Consider the following 17,563-nt stretch of genomic DNA (forward strand, 5'->3'; position numbering starts at 1 on the left):
GGGAACTCCTGTGGCAAGAGAGCCGATCGACGAACGTCGCCGGTAGGGGAAAAGGGATGAGGAAGGCATGCCGAAACAGCCCCTTGGCTGCGTGCAGGGCAGGGCAGGGCATGAGCAGAATGGCCGGCGCCGTGGTGGTGCTCGGCCACGTGCGTTCGGGCCGGCTCAGGGGACGGCGATCGTTGTTGCCCGTCCGTCGTCCCCCGATGCAGATGACTCGCGGTCGGCGAACTCTCCCGTGGTCAGGCCGGGTTCACCGTGTTGGACCCGGTACGGCGGTACAGCCGCAGTACCACGGCCGTGACCGCCAGGGCTCCGACGGCCGAGAGAACGTCGTCGTTCTGCGCGTAGCCGGAGAAGTACAAGGTGGCGATGAACGGTGCGGCTGCGCCGGCCAGCCGGCCTGTGGTGCGGATCTGGGCGAAGGACCGTCGGCCGACCAGGAACAGGGCCGCGGCTGTCGGGATGCCCAGCCTCCAGGGCAGGAGCAGGCCGATCCCGAGCGGGTCGATCACGGTGACAGCGGCCACCACAAGGACGGCCCATACGGCCAGGGAGAGTACCCCTGCCGTGGTGCGCACCCGGGGCGCGGGGCGCAGATCGGGCGGGCAGAGCAGAGGGAGCGCTCCGATCAGGATCGGTGTGACCAGGAATCCCACGAGGTGCCAGTGCAGATCGAGCGGCATTCGCCAGACCGGGAAGAGGAAAGCCAGCGAGCTGCCCACTGCGCCGGCGAGCGAGCACAGCACCCCGAGAAGGTGGCGCCCTGCCAGCGCTGTCACCGTGCCGATCAGTGTCAGCAGGTAGCAGACGTTCAGCAGGGTCACGAGCGGACCGACACTCCCGGTGTCCATGACATACCAGTCGGAGGTGGTGCCGATGAGATTGAACGCGGCGTACGCGGCCGTTGCCGCCAGGGCGAAGGGGGTGATGGCGGCGAAGAACTGTCCGCCCGGCCGGGCGGAGCTGACGCCCAGGCGTACCCGGAGGGCGTGTGTGACGACGTCGGTGGATTCGTGGAGGCGGGCACGCCATCCCGCTCCCTCGGTCGCCTCGCCGTAGGACTGGGCGATCTCGTCGCCGAATGCCCGGCGGTAGCTCGCGGGATACAGGTGCAGGAGAACCGGGTTCATGCGGTGGCCGCCTTGCCGGAGATGTTCAGGCGCCGAGCGGCCTCGCGCGCCGTGGCGGCGATCCGCTCGGCTTCGGCGGCGAGGGCCGCACGGCCGGGAGAGGTCAAGGTGTAAGTGCGCCGCAGCCGGCTGTCCACGACCTCCTCCTTGTGCACTTCGATCAGTCCCTGCTGCAAGAGGCGTTCCAGCGCCCCGTACAGCGTGCCGGTCCGCATCTTCACCCGGCCGCTGGAGATCGCCTCCACCTCACGCGCGATCGCGTAGCCGTGACGTGGCTCGTCTGCGAGCGCGGTGAGGAGAAGCAGGGTCGGTTCCTGCATCGCACGGTCAGTCATGAGAACAGCATACGTCGGTCACCGACATATGTCGGACGGGGGGTGCCTCGTTCCGGCCAGGCAACGCTGGAGACAGTGCTGACGACGACGATCTGCGCAGCACCGCCATCAGCCCGGCCCCCGCCGACACAGCCCAAGGATGGATCGGGCAGATCGGCCACCTCTTCGACCGCCAGCCGGACAAGCTCGCTGCCCGGTGACCTGCGCCTACGGCACTGCGCTCAGCCGTGTCCTCACTGCCTCCATGAGCCCGCCACAGCACGGAAGCGCGACAGCCCTGCCCGACACCGACCGCCCACATGCGACCGGTTGCCCTTCGCGAACGCACAGACAAGGATGGCAATCGTCCAGTTGTACGTCCGCGCCGGACACGGACGGCGACACGGTCCTCGACCATGGGCGCCCCCGACAGCCGCGAACCGGTCACACGCGACGAACACGCCATCCACAGGAACGGACACCGACACCATGAAGTCCTGGCGCTTTCACGGAACCGGCAAGCCGCTGACGCAGGAGGAGGTACGGCCACCGACCGCCGGAGCGGGCGAGGTCGTGGTCGACGTCAAGGCCGCAGGCCTGTGCCACTCCGACGTCAGCGCCCTCGACGACCCTGGCTGGATGGCGCTGTTCCCCCGCATCCCCATGACGCTCGGTCACGAGAACGCGGGAATCATCGCCGAAGTCGGCGAGGGGATGGAGCACTGGAAGATCGGTGACCGGGTCGGGCTCTCCCCGATGATGCCCGACGGCGACGCCATCGGTTACGGCGCCTGGGACGGCGGTTACGGCCCGAGGATCCGCGCCACCGACGCCAATCTCGTGCGCCTCCCCGACGAGGTCTCCTTCGAACTCGGCGCCATGGCCACTGACGCGGGCCTCACCTCGTACCACGCCATGGTCACCCGCGGTGGCGCGAAGAAGGGCATGCGGATCGGCGTGATCGGTCTCGGTGGCCTCGGCTACATCGGTGCCCGTGTCGCGGTCCTCAAGGGAGCCAAGGTGTACGCGGCGGAGACAAATCCCGCCACCCGTGAACTGGCCGCCGAGATCGGCCTCGTCGAGGTCGCCGAGTCCATCACCGAGTTCACCGACAAGAACCTCGAACTCATCGTCGACTACGCGGGGTTCGGCACCACCACCGCCCAGGCCATCGAAACCCTCGGGGAATTCGGCACCCTGGTGCAGGTGGGCATGGGCCGACTGGAGTCCACCATCAGCACCAACAGTGTCATCCTCAAGCAGTTGCAGATCCTCGGCTCCAAGTCAGGAACCAAGCAGGACCTGGAGGAGCTGTACGACCTGATGCGCTCGGGCGAACTGAATCCGCCGCTCAACCCCATCACCCCCGACAAGATCCCGGACGGTCTCGACCAGTTGCGCGAAGGCGGTGTCGTCGGCCGTCTCATCGCCATGTACGACGACTGATCCGCCTGCCCGGCCCTGGGAAACGAGACGGGATCGCACGTGCCGGCCGGGGCAACGGCCGGACACAGCGTCGACGGCCCACCTGATCAGGCGCGTGCGAGCAGTCTGGAACCGGCCGAGCTCGTCCGGCAGATCTCCGTACGCACCGCCACTCAGATCACTCCCGTAACAGTGACCGTGACACGGACCGTCCCGTTCCCCGGCGTGGAGGCCGCCATGCAGGTCGTGACCGCCCGGCGAGCGGCGCGCGCCACGTCCACCGCGCGGGTCCGGCTGTACGCGACGAGCTTGATGTCGACGTGCCACGTGCCGTCGGGGTCCTGCGGACGGGCGAGGCGCACCCCGGACGGGACTGCCGTATGACCGGTCCGCTCCGGCGCGGCCAGGGCGGACCGCAGCCGCCCGGCCAGATCCGGCTTGAGGAAGGCCACCCCGGGCACATCCGTCACGGCGCGGGCGATGTCCTCGACGAGGGAGGCGGGAGTTGAGGTCCTGGTCATCAGTCGCGACCTTCCTGGTGGTCGGTGGAGCTGTCGATGAGGTCGGTGACACGGATGTCCACGGAGGCGACGGGCATGCCCAGGTCGCGGTCCGCCGCCTGGCGGACCTGTGTGCGTACGTCGTCGGCGAGGGCGGCCAGGGCGACGCCGGACGGCGCATGGATCTCCATGCGGACCTCGACCACGGAGTCGCCCTGCTCCGGCGAGAGCCGAAGGCGGCACGATCCGGCCCGCACCCCAGGCACCTGCTCCGCGGCCGCGCGCAGTTTCCGCGCGGCGACTGCCTCCATGACCCACAGGTCCTCGTCCGGTTCTCCGAGAGGCAGCGGACGACCAGGACGCAGTTCCAGACGGACGACATCCATGACCCTGCGGGTCAGTGAAGCCGCGTCCGGGACCACGCCGTCCCAGGACTCCTCGCGCAGGCCACCCATCGCCGACTGCAACTGGTCGAGGTCGCGCACGGCCGCGCCGCAGTGCGCGCATGCGTGCAGGTGCGGGTCGTCCGCCTGGTCCTCCCACGCGGCCCAGACCTCCGACAGCAGGCGACCACATGGCAGTTGCTCGTCCTCGGTACCGTCGGAGGGTGTGTTGGGCGGGTCGGTGTGAGCGGTCATCGCCAGGCCCCCAGTGCTTGAGTCAGGCATCGTCGTGCACGGAAGACACGCGCCCGGACAGCCTCCTGGCTGATTCCGACCGCGTCCGCGATGAAGTCGTACGGTCTGCCGTCCAGTTCACGCAACACCCAGCACGCGCGTTGTTCGGCCGACAGCAGATCGAGGGCTTCCCGCAGTTCACGTACGGCGTCCCGGGCCTCAGTGATCCGGGACGGTGAGACCGCGTGCTCGGGTGCGGGTACCTGCCCCGCCGTCTCCAGCGGTGCGACCGGCTTGCGGGCGCGCAGCACGTTCAGACAGCGGTTGGTGACGATGCGATACGTCCAGGTGCCGAACGAGGCCGTGCCGTGGAACTCGGGCAGCCGCCGCCACGCGCTGATGAACGCGTCCTGCACGGCGTCCTCGGCCTCCGTTCGCGAGCCGAGCAGGCGGGTGGCCAGCCGGATCAAGGACGGTGCGTGCCGTTGCACGAGCACAGCGAAGGCATCCTCGTCCCCCTCCGCGGCCCGGATCGCCAACAACCCGTCGTCGCCGGGGCTCCGGGTGTCCGGCGGCCCGGTGTGTCTGCGGACACCCGCCACTGGGTGGCTCCTCTCGTCGCGTTCTGACAGTTGGACACACTCACGTCGATGCCTGTGACGCGCTTCCGGGAAATCGGCGCCGGGCGGGCATGCCCGCTCCCTTCGGAGCACGGGGCCCGGGGCATGGCCGCCACGTCGTGACCGTTCACTCCAACGAGGCGCCGACGCGTTCGGAGAATTCTTCACGCTCACGCGTCACAGACGCATCCGGGGCGGGTCCACAGAGGTAAGGGCAACCGACCACTCCAGGAAGAAGGACTCGCCATGAGTACGCAGACACAGAGTGTTCCGACGGCCAAGAGCATCCCGACCGACCGGACCGGCGGCACGGACCGGACGACGGCGGTCTCCACCGGCGCGGCAGGGGCCGGCCAACCTGCCTCCGACCGCGGCAAGACCTCCATCGCTGACGTCGTCGTGGTGAAGGTGGCCGGCATCGCCGCCCGGGAGATTCCGGGGGTCCACGACATGGGCGGTGGCCTGTCGCGCACCATCGGCGCCGTGCGCGACCGGGTGCCGGGCGGCAGGCCGAACGTCGGCCGAGGAGTCAAGGTCGAGGTCGGCGAGCGGCAGACGGCCATCGATATCGACCTGGTGGTCGAGTACGGGGTCCCGGTCGCGGATCTCGCCCGCGACGTACGGGAGAACGTGATCTCCGCCGTGGAACGCATCACGGGCCTGGAGGTGGTGGAGGTGAACGTCACGATCAATGACGTCCACCTGCCCGAGGACGACGCCGACGCGCCGGGAGCGGAGAACCGCGTGGAGTAGAGGTCGGACGTACCGACAGACCGCAGAGGCGAAGGCCGTCCAGGTCTGCCGACAGTCAGAGACCAGGGCGGTCGTGGCCCTGGTCAAGAGGGGATGAACAAGGTGGCAGTGAGCAGGGCGTTCATCGGAATGCTCGCCGGCATGGCGTTGGCCTTCGCGGGATTCTTCGGTGGCTTCGGGGCGTTCCTGCTCGTGGCCGCCCTCGGCGGTGTCGGCTCCGCGGCCGGACACTGGCTCGATTCGGGAGGCCGGGTGCAGGACCTGCGCGACAGCTTCGAGCGGGGGCGACGATGACCGCGGCCGGAGAGCGCGGCACGACGATCGTCTCGGACAGGGCCGTGCGCAAGATCGCCCGTCGTGCGGCCGGCGAGGCCGAGCCGATCCTCGCCGGGAGCGCGGAAAGTTCCGCGACCGTCCGCGGCCGAAGGGCGGACGTCGCCGTCAAGGTGGCCCTGCCCTTCCCGGCACCGCTGCCTCAGACGGTCCGGCGGATTCAGGCCCATGTCACCCATCGCACGCACGAACTGACGGGACTTCACGTGGGCCCGACACGGGTTCAGGTCAACGGACTCCTTCCCGTGCAGGCCTCGCACACCATGACGACGCCGACGGCTGCGCACGACGCCGTTCCCGCGCACCGGGGAACATGCCCGCGTACGCCGATGCGCTGGTGGTCCCCACGCAGGCTGCCGATGGCACTCCTCACCCTGACAGCCGCCACGGCCTGTGGCGCCCTGGCATACGACATGGCCCTGGTGCACCTGGCACACCGGTCGCCCGCTTCCTGGCGCACCGAGGTGGTCAGCCGGCTGGGCCGGCACGGTCCTGACGACGCCGTCGTCGGCATCGGCGCCGGCACGCTCGCCGCCCTCGGAATCCTGATGGTCTTCCTCGCGGTCAGTCCCGGACGACGTGGCCTGCTCACCGTGGTCACCTCCACCGCCCAGGTGCGAGCGGTCGTGGACCGCAAGGCGGTCGCCCTGGTGGTCCGTGATGCCGTGGAGGACGTCCCGGGAATCAGTACCGCGAGGGTCCGGGCAGGGCGGCGGCGCCTGCTGGTGCGCGCCCAACTGGCCTTCGGAGAGCGGGAGACCGCGAGGCGTGACGTGGCGGCGACGGCACGCCGAGCCCTCGACGGCTGCGGCCTGCGGCGCCCGCCGACGCTGCGCGTCAGGGTCCGCCCCGACAGCACCTGGGCCTGCGCCGAGGGCCGGGTCGGCGACGGCGATCAGCAGCAGGCATCTGGAACGGCAGGCGTACCCCAAGAACAGAAGGACCGTGCCCCTGATGCCCCGTAGCCGGACGGTCCTGAATCGCATCACGCTGGGCCTGTGCGGCCTGGGGGCCACCGCAGCGGGTGCCTGGCTCGCCCTGGGGCGCACGGCCTGGCGGACCGCCGTTCCCGAGCGGTGGTCCGCCCTCCTCCCCCACACCCCTCTCGTCAGTTCCGCACCTCTCGCCTCGATGCGCGGTCAGGGATGGTGGACGCCCACTGTCATGGCGAGCGCGGCCGTCTCCGCCCTCCTGCTCGCCGTCTGGGGCGCACGGCAGCTCCGTGACCAACGGCTGCGGCGCATGCCCCTGCCTCCGTCCCAAGGTCTTCTGCGCACCCGTGCCATGGAGGACGCCCTGGCCGGTCTCGTCACGGATCTCGACGGTGTCGCCCAGTGCCGGACCCGCGTGCGGGGCAAGCCGAGGACGGGGCACCTGGAGGCGGTGCTGCGCGTACGTCTGCGCCCCGACTCCACGCCCTGCGCCGTACTTCCCTCACTCGTCGAGATCGCCTCCGACACGGCGGAAGCGATGGCTCCGTACGGCTTTCAACTGCACGTCCGCTTCACGGCCCGCCCCCACCGCCGACCCCATGTCCGCTGAACGCCTGTGGTCCGCGTCCAGCTATTGGCGGTCTTCCGCCGGGAGGCGCCGTGGCCGCCCTGGTGTGGCTGTGCGCATCCGCCGGATTCGCCGTCCACGCAGCGGTGTTCAGCACCTACAGCAGGCTCTACGGCTCACTGACGGGCGCCGTGGTCTTCCTCATCCTGCTGGGGCTGTCCAGCGGGGCTCTCCCGGCGCACAGTTCACCGCAGAGCTGAGCGGTGCCCGAGGAGGGTCTCCTTCTGTCACAGGGAGCCGCGAGGCCCGGCGGCACGGCGCAGTCGGTTGGCGATCGCGAGACCGAGCCCTTCCTCGTCCGGCAAGGACGCGACGATGACGTCGCATCCCTCCTGATCGAGGTCGCGCAGAAACCCGAACAACGCGCGCGCGTAAGCCGTCGGCGAATCGGGGACCGCCACCACCGCGTGCGCCTCGACCGGTGTTCCGGCCAACGAGGCGGGCAGCAGGACGCCCACCTTGTGTCCCAGCTCCCGTACGGACTCCGCCTCGACTACGACCTTCGCCGGCTCGACCAGGACCACCCTGGCGCGCGGCGCGTAGTGAGAGGGGTGCTGGCCCGGCACCCTGGTCGAACTCGTCTCGGGGACCTCCAGGCGGCGGCCCAGGGCTGCTTCGAGGTCCTCTCGGGTCACTCCGCCAGGCCGCAGAATGGTCGGCGCGTCGCCGCTCACGTCGACGATCGTCGACTCCACACCGACTGTGCACGGACCGCCGTCCAGCACGAAATCGACGGCGTCACCCAGTTCCGCGTGGACATGGTCGGCCGCGGTGGGGCTGATCTGGCCGAAGCGGTTGGCGGACGGGGCCGTGACACCGCCGCCGAACGCGGACAGCAGGGCGAGGGCGACAGGGTGGTCGGGCACGCGCACCGCCACCGTGTCGAGACCTCCGGTCGCCTCGAGAGGAACCCGGTGGCCACGGCGCAGTACCAGCGTGAGCGGCCCCGGCCAGAAACGCTCGGCCAGCAGTCGTGCCGTCGCGGGGACCTCTTCCACCCACTGGTCCAGCTGCTCGGCGCCGCCGATGTGCACGATCAGCGGGTGTGAGGACGGACGCCCCTTGACCTGGAAGATGCGTGCCACGGCCGCCGGGTTCTCGGCATCGGCACCCAGCCCGTACACGGTCTCGGTCGGGAGGGCCACCAGCCCTCCGGAACGCAGCACGTCGGCTGCCTTTTCCACGTCATGGGTATGCACTGTCACGCGGCAGATCCTCTCACCTCCGCGCATGTCGCCTGGCCCCGGCCGACCACCTGGTGGATCGGCCGCGGCCACCCGGACTCCGTCCGGCCTGGAGAGCCCCGACCGGCCGGGATCCTTCCGCGTGCATGTCACCTCATGGTCGCCCCGCTCGGGGATGGGCCGGGTCTCGTATTCCGCCTCCGTCAGACCTCATCCGGGGCCGTGATCGACGACCAGCCGCTGACGCCCCGAGCGACCTTCGACCTGCTGAGGTGGTGGACAGCCCGAGTACGGCGCACTCGGGCTGTGGAACCGCCGCCGGTCCCACAGCCGCAGCGCTCACAGGTGGACGACAGGCACGGTCGCCAGCAGATACCCCACCGCGATCCAGACGCCGACCCCGGCCGCCATCAGGCGGAACCTGCGCAGCCGGGCCGGCGAGACCGGGTCCGGCCGGGGGCCCACATCCAGGCCCGTCACTGGTCCGCATGCGCGCGGCAGCAGGGTCGTAGCGACCGTCATCACCCGGTCACGGTGCCGGGGTACGGGCCGTTGCTCCGCAACGGACGGCGGTTTCGTGGCGGGTGTGGTGCGGCACCTGCGTGGGGAGGGGCCATCGCCGTGCGAGACGGCGTGCCCGGTGGTCGCGTCGGACGCGAGCCCCTGGGACAGCCCGGCGAGGAAAGCGGCGTAGGCGGCCCGGCGGGCACCGGCCGGTGAGGTACGGCCCGTCTCCCACGAGCGGACGGTCGCCGCGGTGACACCGAACGCCTGGGCCACCTGCACCTCGGTGAGTTGCCAGGCTCGCCGCACTCGGAGCCGCTCGGCCGGCGGCGGCAGGGGGCATCTCTTGTCCCGGCGGCGGGGATGCGACGGCATGGGCTGCGCTGCACGAAGATCGATCGTCATGACCGTACGACAATCCGCCTCGGGGCGTGTGACGCGCCTCGAACGAGGTGCACTCGGATGCCGTAGGCGAGGATCCGCGCTGCGCCGGTCGCGGGGCGGGCCGGGACGGTGCCCGGCACTGCGTCTGCGGCGGCGGAGGACCTCGCCCGACGATGCGGGGCCCCTCATCTCGCGCGCCGACGGTCAGGGCTGCTGCGTCGCCTCGCCCTCGCTCTCATCCTCGTCCGCCGCTTCCACGCCCCCGCCCCGGTGGAGGACGCTCGCACCGACCATCACACCCAGAGCCACGGCGACCACGGTCAGCAGCGCGTTGACGGTGGTGAGCAGGCCGTCGGACGCGTGTCCTTCGATCAGTTCGCCGACCCCCGTGAGACTCAGGGAACCCGGCACGAGCATCCAGAACGCCGGCAGGAACGTGACCTGCGCGGGCGGCGCGGACCGCCACTGCTCGACGACACGGGCGATCAGCGGCAGCGCGATACCGCCGAGAAAGGCTCCCACCAGGGTCCCACCCAGCGAACGCCCGATCTGCTGAACCGTCTCCACCACCAGCAGCACCGTCAACAGCCAGGGCAGAGTGACCAGGGGCGCCGACGAGTTGAGCGCGAATCCCACGCCCAGCAGCACGGCTCCGGCCCAGGCCGACCACGCCCCGAAGGACGGCAGGTGGGTTCCGGCGGGAACCGGGTGCTCCGTCATCAGCTGCGCGCCGATGGAGATGCCGAACGCCAGCAGCACCAGGACGTTGACCCCGTAGACGAGCCGGCTGGTGCCCGAGACGATCGAGCCCGTGGCCAGTTCCATCGTTCCCATGGTCAGTGCCGCACCCGGCAGGAACGCAAGCAGCGGCGGAATGATCACCTTGCTCGCGCTCTCGCCGAGCAGCGGGCCGCTGAAGCGGTAGGCGAGAACGGTCACGACGATGGCGGCCACGACCGGCAGCGCCAGCGAGAACAGCCGCAGGGGGCCGGCGACGACCTGGCGGAGCAACCCCACGGCCAGGCCGAGGGCCGCGTAGCCGACGAGTGCCATGGGGTTGGGGTAGGTGAGCATGCCCAGGCCGACGGTGAGCACGACGTATCCGGCGATCCGCAGCACCGCCGGGAAACGCGGCGGCCGCGCCTCGATCTCGGCGAGGCGGCGCCTGCCCTCGTCCGGCGGAACCAGGCGCTCGTGCAGCAATTCGTCGAGGAACTCGTAGAGTTCACCGACCTGGTCGAGGCGCAGCTCGTCCGTGCGCACAGGTGTGAAGTCCATGGTCGCGCCCGGCCCGTCCCCGATCCGCACGAACACACCGGTCGGCAGCACGAAGGCGTGCACCCGGGGCATGCCGTAGCGCGCCCCGAGCTTCACGATCACTTCCTCCACCCGCTGGGTGGTCTCCCCCGCCCTGCACAGCACCGCGCCGCAGTCACGCAGGAATCTGCTGACGTCCTCGGTGCTCAGCGAAGAGTCGTCGTGCGCACGGACGGGTGCCTCGCGCCAAAGGGAGCCCAGCCGGGAGGCCGTGTGTCCGACACGGCCGGCGATCCGGTGCAGCGCGTCGGCGGCCGGGGCCCGCTCCCGGCTCTCGGCGTCCGTTCCTCCGGCCGCGTACCGCGACCCGAGGGAACGGCGCAGATGGGACACGCGCCAGTTCGCGGGGGGGCGCGCCACCGAGACACCGTCTCCTACGCCGCGGACGGCCGGTACACGGCCAGCGCCCAGATCACGAAGACGTCGAGGGCGATGGCCACGACCGCCCAGACCGGCGCGTAGGGCAGGAACAGGAACTGCAGGACGATGCTGATCGAGGCGAACAGGATGCCCGCCGCACGTCCCCACGCGGCCCCTTTGAGAATGCCGCCGCCGACCAGGGCCGCAACGATGCCGAGGATCAGCAGGAGCCAGCCCCATCCCGTCAGGTTGATCTTGTAGATGTAATCGCCGACCCGCTCGTACACGTCGTCCTCGGCAATGGCCGAGATGCCTTGCAGGACGGCGAGAACTCCGTTGACGAGGAGCAGAACTCCGGCGAAGACGACACCACCGGTCACCCAGCCACTGTTGGCCGACGGCGCGGGCTGCTGGGACATGACGGTCACCCTCCGGTCGTAGTGCTCCGACGCCGTATCGCACGAGGGCCACCGGCTGCCTCGACCTTCGACGGCATGCGGCGCGTGCGCCAGATGAGGTCGCCCGTACGAGTGACGGACCGGCTCCGCGAAACACTCGCGTCATCCCCACCAGTGGTGGCATGCTCACCCGGCACGACCGCTGATCGCCTCCCGACGTACTTCGCGCCGAGCGCGACGAGCAGCGCCATCACAATGGCCGCGTTGTGCCTGGCCATCCACTCCTTCCAACTGGCCGGCACATGCGTGGAATTGGAGCGCGCGGCTGTTCTCGAACACTCTCGCCTTGTTGATTCTGCGTTCAAGAACAGGCCGTTCAGGGATCCGAGGCGATCGCGCACTTCTCCGACGGCATCGCTCCGCCGGCTGCTGCCGGCCCTTGCGCCATGGGGGGGGACGACAGGCCTGGTTCAGAGCTGGGTTTCACCGCCGTCCACAGCAAGCTCGATGCCGCTGGTGTACGTGGCGTCGAAGGCGAGGAATGCGGCTGCCTTGGCGAACTCCTCGACGGTGCCGTAACGCTTCATGGGGTTGCTCGCGGTCCGCTCCGCCCTGAACTGCTCGACGGCCTCCTTGGACAGGTTCATCGTTTCCAGGATTCCCGAGTCGATGGGGCCCGGGGAGATCGCGTTGACACGGATACCTCGCGGAAGCAGTTCGCGGGAGAAGGAGCGAGCCATCGAGCGCAGCGCCGCCTTGCCGGCTGCGTAGACGCTCGTGTCCAGCATGCCGATGACGTTGGCGATCGAGGTGGTGAGGACGACGCCGGCGTGCGCGCTCAGCAGCGGAGCGAGCTTCTGCACCGAGAAGAAGGCACCCTTGACGTTGATCGCGAACAGTTCGTCGTACGCCTCCTCGGTCGTCGACTCGAAGGGCGTGAGGGGTGAGATGCCGGCGTTGACGAAGAGAGCCTCGATCGAGCCGAGTTCGCTCTTCACCAGGTCGGCGAGCATGTCCAGGTCGGACAGTGAGGCCACATCGGCCCGGACGGGCACGGCGTTCTCACCGAGCCGCTCGCGCGCCGCGTCGAGCTTGGCCTGGGACCGGCCGGTGATCACCACGCGGGCTCCGTCTTGCACCAGCAGCTCCGCCACCGCGAGTCCCATGCCGCTGCTGCCGCCCGTGATCACGACATTCTTGTCGCTGTACTTACTCATGCCGAGGTTGCTCCGTTCCATGGCCGAAACTGGGCGGTACGCATGGATGTCGGTGTTCGTGCTGTGCATCAGCGCCGGGTTTCGATCTTCATGTCGCCCGAAGTGACCGTGCGGATGTGGTCGCTGGCGAGCAGGCCGTGCGGGTTGCCGAGGTCGATGGCACTGACCTCGTCGAGGCGGGCCAGCTGGGAAGGAGTGAGGTCGACCCGCAAGGCGCCCAGGTTGTCCTCGAGCTGCTCGATGGTGCGGGCGCCGATGATGGGTGCCGTCACACCCGGGGCGTGCAAGGTCCAGGCCAGTGCGACCTGAGCGGGTGTGCGGCCCAGCTCCGTGGCCACCTCCTTCACCACATCGGCTAGGGCGAGGGTGCGTTCGGTGACCATGCCCAGGGCGGCGTTGAGGCTCTTGCGGCTGCCGGCGGTTTCGCCGGCGACGGCATCCGCCGGATTCAGATCGTCCCGGCTGTACTTGCCGGTGAGCAGCCCGCCACCCAGCGGCGAGAAGGGGACCACGCCCAGGCCCATCTCGCGTGCCATGGGGATGAGATCGCGCTCTGCTGTACGTTCGATCAGGCTGTACTCGGTCTCCAGCGCGACCAGTGGCGACCAGCCGCGCAGGTCGGCGATCGCCTGCATGCGTGAAACCTGCCAGGCCGGGGCGCTGGAGATCGCCACGTACAGAACCTTGCCCTGCCTCACCAGGTCGTCCAGGCCGCGCAGGATCTCCTCCACCGGAGTCCTGAAGTCCCAGACGTTCAGATAGAGGAGATCGATGTAGTCCGTGTCGAGCTGCCGCAGGCTGCCTTCCACCGACGCGAGCATGCTCTTGCGCTGCGTGCCACCGGAATTGGGGTCACCGGTCTGACGCAGCGTCGAGTACTTCGTCGCGAGCACCAGGCGCTCGCGATCGCCACGGGCGAACTCGCCAAGAAGGCGCTCGGAACTGCCGTTGGTGTAGGTGCTGGCGGTGTCGAAGAAGTTGCCGCCGAGCTCGGTGTAGCGCTCGAACAGCTTGCGCGCGTCCTCCCGTTCGGCGCCCCAGCCCCACTCGGTGCCGAAGGTTGCCGTGCCCAGCGCCAGCGGTGAGACTCGCAGGCCGGAACGGCCCAGCAGTCGGTAGGTGTCGAGAGTCAGTGGCATCGCGTTCTCCTGTTGGTTGTGGTGCGTGGTGTTCGAGAGGTGCGGGCCGGCGGCCGCCACGTGCCCGCAGTTCAGGCGCCGAGCCCGTAGCCGCCGGCCACGGCGATGTCCTGACCGGTGACGTATCCGGCAGCGTCCGAGGCAAGGAAGGCGACGACTTCCGCGATGTCCGCGCCGGATCCGAAGCGCTCGAACGGGATCTTCGTGCGGAGGGCGTCCCGGCCGCTCTGGGGAACTTCCAGCTTGTCGAACAGCGGGGTCTCGGTCGCTCCGGGACTCACGGCGTTGACGCGGATCCTGCGCGGAGCCAGTTCGAGCGCGAGCGAGGGCAGCATCGCCAGCAGGGCGCCGCGCGTCGCTGCCCCCAGCGTGGCGCCAGGGCTGCCGCGACGGGCTCCGATGCCCACGGTCAGCACGATCGATCCGCCGTCGTTCATGAGCGGAAGGACCTTCTGGAGGGTGAAGTACTGGCCCTTGAAGTTGACCTCGACCTGCTTGTCGAACGACTCCTCCGTCACGTCGGCGACCGGTGCGGGGTGGAAGATCCCCGCGTTGAGGAACAGCAGGTCGAGAGACCCGAAACGTTCGGCCACCGTCGCCACGAGAGCGTCGGTGTCGTCCAGAACACGTGCGTCGGACCGGACGACGAGTACGTCGTCAGGAAGCTCGAGCCTGGCCCGCGCCAGGGAATCGGGGTTCTGTCCGGTGACGGCGACCTGATACCCACGGGCATGCAGCAGTTCGGCGGTCGCCCTGCCGATTCCGGTCGTGCCGCCGGTGATGAGCGCTGCGGGCATGGCGGGCCTTTCGTCGAATAGGCGGAGTCGACCATCATCAGCAAACGGGGAGGTCCCCGTTTTCATCACCGTACACTAACCGGAGACATCCCCGATTCGCTGCCCGCCCCTCGCCCGCCACTCCTGATCGGAAGGTCATGACGCCTCCACGAAGCACCCTGCGCGCCGACGCCCAACGCAACCGCGAGCACCTGATCGCTACGGCAGTCGAAGCCTTCGCCTCCGGAAAGGCGATCTCTCTGGATGCGATCGCCAAACGCGCAGGCGTGGGGAGCGGCACCCTCTACCGGCACTTCCCCACCCGAGAGGACCTGGTCGAAGAGGTCTACCGCGACCAGATCCGCCCGCTGCGCGATGACGCACGAGCCCTCCTGGAAACCGAACAACCCGCAGAGGCTCTCCACGCATGGATGCACCGCTTCGCCGAGTGGGCGGGCGAACGACGCGGCATCTGTGAAGCCCTGGTCGCCATGAGCGCATCCGGACGCTTCGGAACGGGACCGGTCTGCGATGAGGTCCAGCAAGTCCTGGGCATGGTGCTCGAGGCCGGCGCCGAGGCAGGAGAACTGCGCAGCGACATCGATCCGGTCGACGTCGGCAGCATCCTCGCCAGCGTGCTCTCCGTAGCCGGCGCACCCGAGCAGCGCGCCCAACTCGACCGCATGCTCACCATCGTCGTCGACGGGCTGAGACCGCGCCGCTGACCTCGGGTGCGGGATGTCGTCAAGGAGATGTCCGCGGGCCGGTGCTGGTCGGGCGGCCGGCGGGGACGTCGTGGCGGGGCGGACCTGGGTCAACGAAAGGGCGGCGGAACCGCCAGTACCTTTTCCATCGCAGGATGTCAGCCCATGAGCCGTGGCGTACACCGTTCACGGTTCTGCGCCGATCACCTCGCAGAAGTCGACCTCACCTTGTCCAGGCCATCCGGCGACGTTGTCGCCCGGCATCCAGATCACCGGGAGCAGTTCCCGTGGGCGTTAGGCGGCCCGGCCCCCCTGCGCCTCGTCGAACTCGGCCGGCCAGCCGGCCAACCAGCCAGAGGGGCTTCTCGTCGGCCGGGGAGCGAATGAGTGTCGGACACTGAGTCGCATCCGAACAGCAGCCCACACAGTGCCAGTTGCGTGCGTCGCTTCAGGGGATGCCGTTGGAAGGCCGATGGGGAAGCTGCACGGGTCCGCCCGAACCACCGGTGCCCGCTGGAGGGCGGGGCGTTCTCCTCCGTGGGCAGGTCGACCGACGGAGGTCCGACGCACTTGCGAGGCAGACATGTCACACCGACCGAGCACCAGCACGCGCGCTCCCGGCACCTGTCGGGCCGCGCGGATCACGGCCGTGCACCGCAGGAGTGTCCTGAGTGGGCATGCGGGCCCCGTAGGAGCATTCACCTCCGACCAGCTCCGGCGACGTTCTCCCCGACCGGACCCGCACCCATCACAACGACTTCATACGTGTGAGCAGACGCGTCAGCTCTCCTTGGCCGTGCGGCCCAGCCGCAGAGCCGAGATGAGGAAGAAGATGCCGCCGGGGACCGCATAGCCGACCGCACTGGTCAGCGCGGGATCGTCCGCCCCGGCCGACGAAACGAACGACGCCCCGGCCAGAATCGAAATGGCACCGCTGACGATCATCGGCCACTGACCGCCCAGCCTGCGGCGGGGCACAGCCACGATCAGCTGGACCAGCCCGGACACGATCGCCCAGGCACCCCACACACGCAGCACCGCCGGAACGCCGGACGCGCAGGCGACACCCACACCGACCGCCGCGATGAGGCTGACCGCCATGTTCACGTACAGCAGGGTCGGCGATCCGTCGTCGCGCGACGACCTGGCATCGACAACCGCCGCCCCGACGTCGAACAGCGGATACAGCACCAGCAGCACGGCCGCGACCGGGCTGATCTCCTTGGTCATCGTGAACATCACGAGGGCCCAGACAATGGCAAACGCGAACCGGACGAAGTACAGCCGCCGCAGAGCAGAGGCCGTCCCCGTGGCAACAGACGGAGCAGCAGTGGCGCTCACGATGATCCCTTTCAGTGGACCCGGAGAGGGGAGCAGTTCAAAGATTCCGGCGGCCAGGCGACAACCCGATGCCGCCGGACAAGGCCGGCGCTCGGATGCCACAACCACAAGAATGAACGTTCTGCCTCCTAGGCTGGCAAGCAGGCCACCGCTTGTCAAGACCGAACGTTCTACCCGCTAGACTGGGCGGCATGGTGCGCAGCGAAACTGAAGGCCGGCCGTCCGAAGCCCGGTCCCGGCTCCTCACGACGGCCAGCCAGGTGTTCTACGCGGAGGGGATCCACTCCGTCGGCGTGGACCGCATCGTCGCGGAAGCGCGCGTAACGAGGGCCACCTTCTATCGCCACTTCCCCAGCAAGGAATCCCTCGTCGTCGCCTACCTGAACGAGGTCGACCGTGCCATGCGCGGCCAGGTCGACACCGCCGTCGACGCCGGCCTTCCGGCCGCCGACACCATCCGGAAGATCAGCGAGGCCATCACCCAGGGCATCCGGTCACCCGGCTTTCGCGGGTGTGCGTTCCTCAACGCCGTCGCCGAGTTCCCCGACGCCGATCACCCGGTACACCTGGCCGTCCTCGCCCACCGTCAATGGTTCCTCGACACGGTCACCGGCCTCCTGGCCAAGATCCGGGAGCCTTCCGCTGAACCCGCCGCCCGTCACTTCGTGATGATGCGCGACGGCGCGATGGCTGCCGGTTGCCTCTTCGACCCGGATCTGGTGTGCGAGACCTTCCTGTTGGGAGTCGAAGGGCTCCTCGACCAGGTCAGCCGAGGGCTGCTGACATCCGAGTGAGGAATGACGTCAGGCGGGCCGGTCTCCGCTGGACCTAGACGTTGCGGCACCGGCACGGACCAGGAACATCCCGCGACTCGGCCAGTTCCGAGTTCACGTTCATTTCCTACGGGTGCGCCGAACCAGACGTCACAGGCCCACGTCGCCCGACAAGGCGCCGTGGGCCTGTGCTTGATCGAGCACAACCGGC

General features: G+C 69.4%; 21 protein-coding genes. 8 read left to right on the forward strand and 13 right to left on the reverse strand.

Annotated features, from left to right (window positions below):
- Positions 1–242: 242 nt before the first annotated feature.
- Positions 243–1,133, reverse strand: a complete 891-nt coding sequence (locus RBJ77_RS50245) for a hypothetical protein (RefSeq protein ID WP_372351059.1) — start codon at positions 1,131–1,133, stop codon at positions 243–245.
- On the reverse strand, positions 1,130–1,468 hold the full coding sequence (locus RBJ77_RS50250; protein WP_372351060.1) for a PadR family transcriptional regulator: 339 nt from the start codon (positions 1,466–1,468) through the stop codon (positions 1,130–1,132). The genes RBJ77_RS50245 and RBJ77_RS50250 overlap by 4 nt, the downstream gene beginning before the upstream one ends.
- A 468-nt stretch (positions 1,469–1,936) precedes the next feature.
- Here RBJ77_RS50250 and RBJ77_RS50255 point away from each other — a divergent pair, with 468 nt between their 5' ends.
- Positions 1,937–2,893: a zinc-binding dehydrogenase gene (locus tag RBJ77_RS50255; RefSeq protein ID WP_372351061.1), complete on the forward strand. Its 957-nt coding sequence runs from the start codon at positions 1,937–1,939 to the stop codon at positions 2,891–2,893.
- A gap of 152 nt (positions 2,894–3,045) precedes the next feature.
- On the opposite strand, the gene RBJ77_RS50260 is transcribed toward RBJ77_RS50255, so the two are convergent.
- The 3 genes from RBJ77_RS50260 to RBJ77_RS50270 are packed head-to-tail and all read right to left on the reverse strand — an operon-like array spanning position 3,046 to position 4,591.
- The gene (locus RBJ77_RS50260; RefSeq protein WP_372351062.1) at positions 3,046–3,393 is read right to left on the reverse strand and encodes a hypothetical protein; all 348 of its coding nucleotides are present in this window, start codon (positions 3,391–3,393) and stop codon (positions 3,046–3,048) included.
- Positions 3,393–4,010, reverse strand: a complete 618-nt coding sequence (locus RBJ77_RS50265; RefSeq protein WP_372351063.1) for an Asp23/Gls24 family envelope stress response protein — start codon at positions 4,008–4,010, stop codon at positions 3,393–3,395. The genes RBJ77_RS50260 and RBJ77_RS50265 overlap by 1 nt, the downstream gene beginning before the upstream one ends.
- Positions 4,007–4,591: an RNA polymerase sigma factor gene (locus RBJ77_RS50270; RefSeq protein ID WP_372351064.1), complete on the reverse strand. Its 585-nt coding sequence runs from the start codon at positions 4,589–4,591 to the stop codon at positions 4,007–4,009. The genes RBJ77_RS50265 and RBJ77_RS50270 overlap by 4 nt, the downstream gene beginning before the upstream one ends.
- A gap of 264 nt (positions 4,592–4,855) precedes the next feature.
- Between RBJ77_RS50270 and RBJ77_RS50275 the strand changes: the two genes are divergently transcribed.
- The 5 genes from RBJ77_RS50275 (at position 4,856) to RBJ77_RS50295 (ending at position 7,455) form a co-directional block, all read left to right on the forward strand.
- Entirely contained in the window at positions 4,856–5,362 is a 507-nt protein-coding gene (locus RBJ77_RS50275) for an Asp23/Gls24 family envelope stress response protein (RefSeq protein ID WP_372351065.1), read from the forward strand.
- Between the two features lie 93 nt (positions 5,363–5,455).
- The gene (locus tag RBJ77_RS50280) at positions 5,456–5,656 is read left to right on the forward strand and encodes a hypothetical protein (RefSeq protein ID WP_372351585.1); all 201 of its coding nucleotides are present in this window, start codon (positions 5,456–5,458) and stop codon (positions 5,654–5,656) included.
- A complete protein-coding gene (locus tag RBJ77_RS50285; RefSeq protein WP_372351066.1) occupies positions 5,653–6,660 on the forward strand; it encodes a DUF6286 domain-containing Asp23/Gls24 family envelope stress response protein in 1,008 nt (335 codons plus the stop codon). Before RBJ77_RS50280 ends, RBJ77_RS50285 begins: the two co-directional genes overlap by 4 nt.
- Complete coding sequence (locus RBJ77_RS50290) at positions 6,650–7,237, forward strand: hypothetical protein (RefSeq protein WP_372351067.1); 588 nt, start codon at positions 6,650–6,652, stop codon at positions 7,235–7,237. The genes RBJ77_RS50285 and RBJ77_RS50290 overlap by 11 nt, the downstream gene beginning before the upstream one ends.
- A 50-nt stretch (positions 7,238–7,287) precedes the next feature.
- A complete protein-coding gene (locus RBJ77_RS50295; RefSeq protein ID WP_372351068.1) occupies positions 7,288–7,455 on the forward strand; it encodes a hypothetical protein in 168 nt (55 codons plus the stop codon).
- A gap of 27 nt (positions 7,456–7,482) precedes the next feature.
- Here the strand turns inward: RBJ77_RS50295 and RBJ77_RS50300 are convergent, their stop codons facing one another.
- From RBJ77_RS50300 to RBJ77_RS50330, 7 genes are all read right to left on the reverse strand, one after another.
- Positions 7,483–8,487, reverse strand: coding sequence for an L-threonylcarbamoyladenylate synthase (locus tag RBJ77_RS50300; protein ID WP_372351553.1), 1,005 nt, complete (start codon positions 8,485–8,487; stop codon positions 7,483–7,485).
- 291 nt (positions 8,488–8,778) lie between these two features.
- Entirely contained in the window at positions 8,779–9,318 is a 540-nt protein-coding gene (locus tag RBJ77_RS50305; RefSeq protein WP_372351069.1) for a helix-turn-helix domain-containing protein, read from the reverse strand.
- A gap of 213 nt (positions 9,319–9,531) precedes the next feature.
- The gene (locus tag RBJ77_RS50310) at positions 9,532–11,004 is read right to left on the reverse strand and encodes a threonine/serine exporter ThrE family protein (RefSeq protein WP_372351070.1); all 1,473 of its coding nucleotides are present in this window, start codon (positions 11,002–11,004) and stop codon (positions 9,532–9,534) included.
- Between the two features lie 14 nt (positions 11,005–11,018).
- Positions 11,019–11,423 (reverse strand): hypothetical protein, encoded by a 405-nt coding sequence (locus RBJ77_RS50315; protein ID WP_372351554.1) that lies wholly within the window; start codon positions 11,421–11,423, stop codon positions 11,019–11,021.
- Between the two features lie 449 nt (positions 11,424–11,872).
- The gene (locus RBJ77_RS50320; RefSeq protein WP_372351071.1) at positions 11,873–12,619 is read right to left on the reverse strand and encodes an SDR family oxidoreductase; all 747 of its coding nucleotides are present in this window, start codon (positions 12,617–12,619) and stop codon (positions 11,873–11,875) included.
- 68 nt (positions 12,620–12,687) lie between these two features.
- Positions 12,688–13,758 carry an aldo/keto reductase gene (locus tag RBJ77_RS50325; RefSeq protein ID WP_372351072.1) on the reverse strand — a complete coding sequence of 357 codons (1,071 nt, stop codon included), beginning with the start codon at positions 13,756–13,758 and terminating at the stop codon, positions 12,688–12,690.
- Positions 13,759–13,829: 71 nt separating this feature from the next.
- A complete protein-coding gene (locus RBJ77_RS50330) occupies positions 13,830–14,555 on the reverse strand; it encodes an SDR family NAD(P)-dependent oxidoreductase (RefSeq protein ID WP_372351073.1) in 726 nt (241 codons plus the stop codon).
- A gap of 137 nt (positions 14,556–14,692) precedes the next feature.
- Here RBJ77_RS50330 and RBJ77_RS50335 point away from each other — a divergent pair, with 137 nt between their 5' ends.
- Complete coding sequence (locus tag RBJ77_RS50335; protein ID WP_372351074.1) at positions 14,693–15,259, forward strand: TetR/AcrR family transcriptional regulator; 567 nt, start codon at positions 14,693–14,695, stop codon at positions 15,257–15,259.
- Positions 15,260–16,018: 759 nt separating this feature from the next.
- Here the strand turns inward: RBJ77_RS50335 and RBJ77_RS50340 are convergent.
- The gene (locus tag RBJ77_RS50340) at positions 16,019–16,579 is read right to left on the reverse strand and encodes a DUF308 domain-containing protein (RefSeq protein ID WP_372351075.1); all 561 of its coding nucleotides are present in this window, start codon (positions 16,577–16,579) and stop codon (positions 16,019–16,021) included.
- 191 nt (positions 16,580–16,770) lie between these two features.
- Here RBJ77_RS50340 and RBJ77_RS50345 point away from each other — a divergent pair, with 191 nt between their 5' ends.
- Complete coding sequence (locus tag RBJ77_RS50345; protein ID WP_372351076.1) at positions 16,771–17,373, forward strand: TetR/AcrR family transcriptional regulator; 603 nt, start codon at positions 16,771–16,773, stop codon at positions 17,371–17,373.
- Positions 17,374–17,563: the final 190 nt, after the last annotated feature.

The organism is Streptomyces sp. KL116D (assembly GCF_030766975.1).
GTDB classification, from domain to species: Bacteria; Actinomycetota; Actinomycetes; order Streptomycetales; family Streptomycetaceae; genus Streptomyces; species Streptomyces longispororuber_A.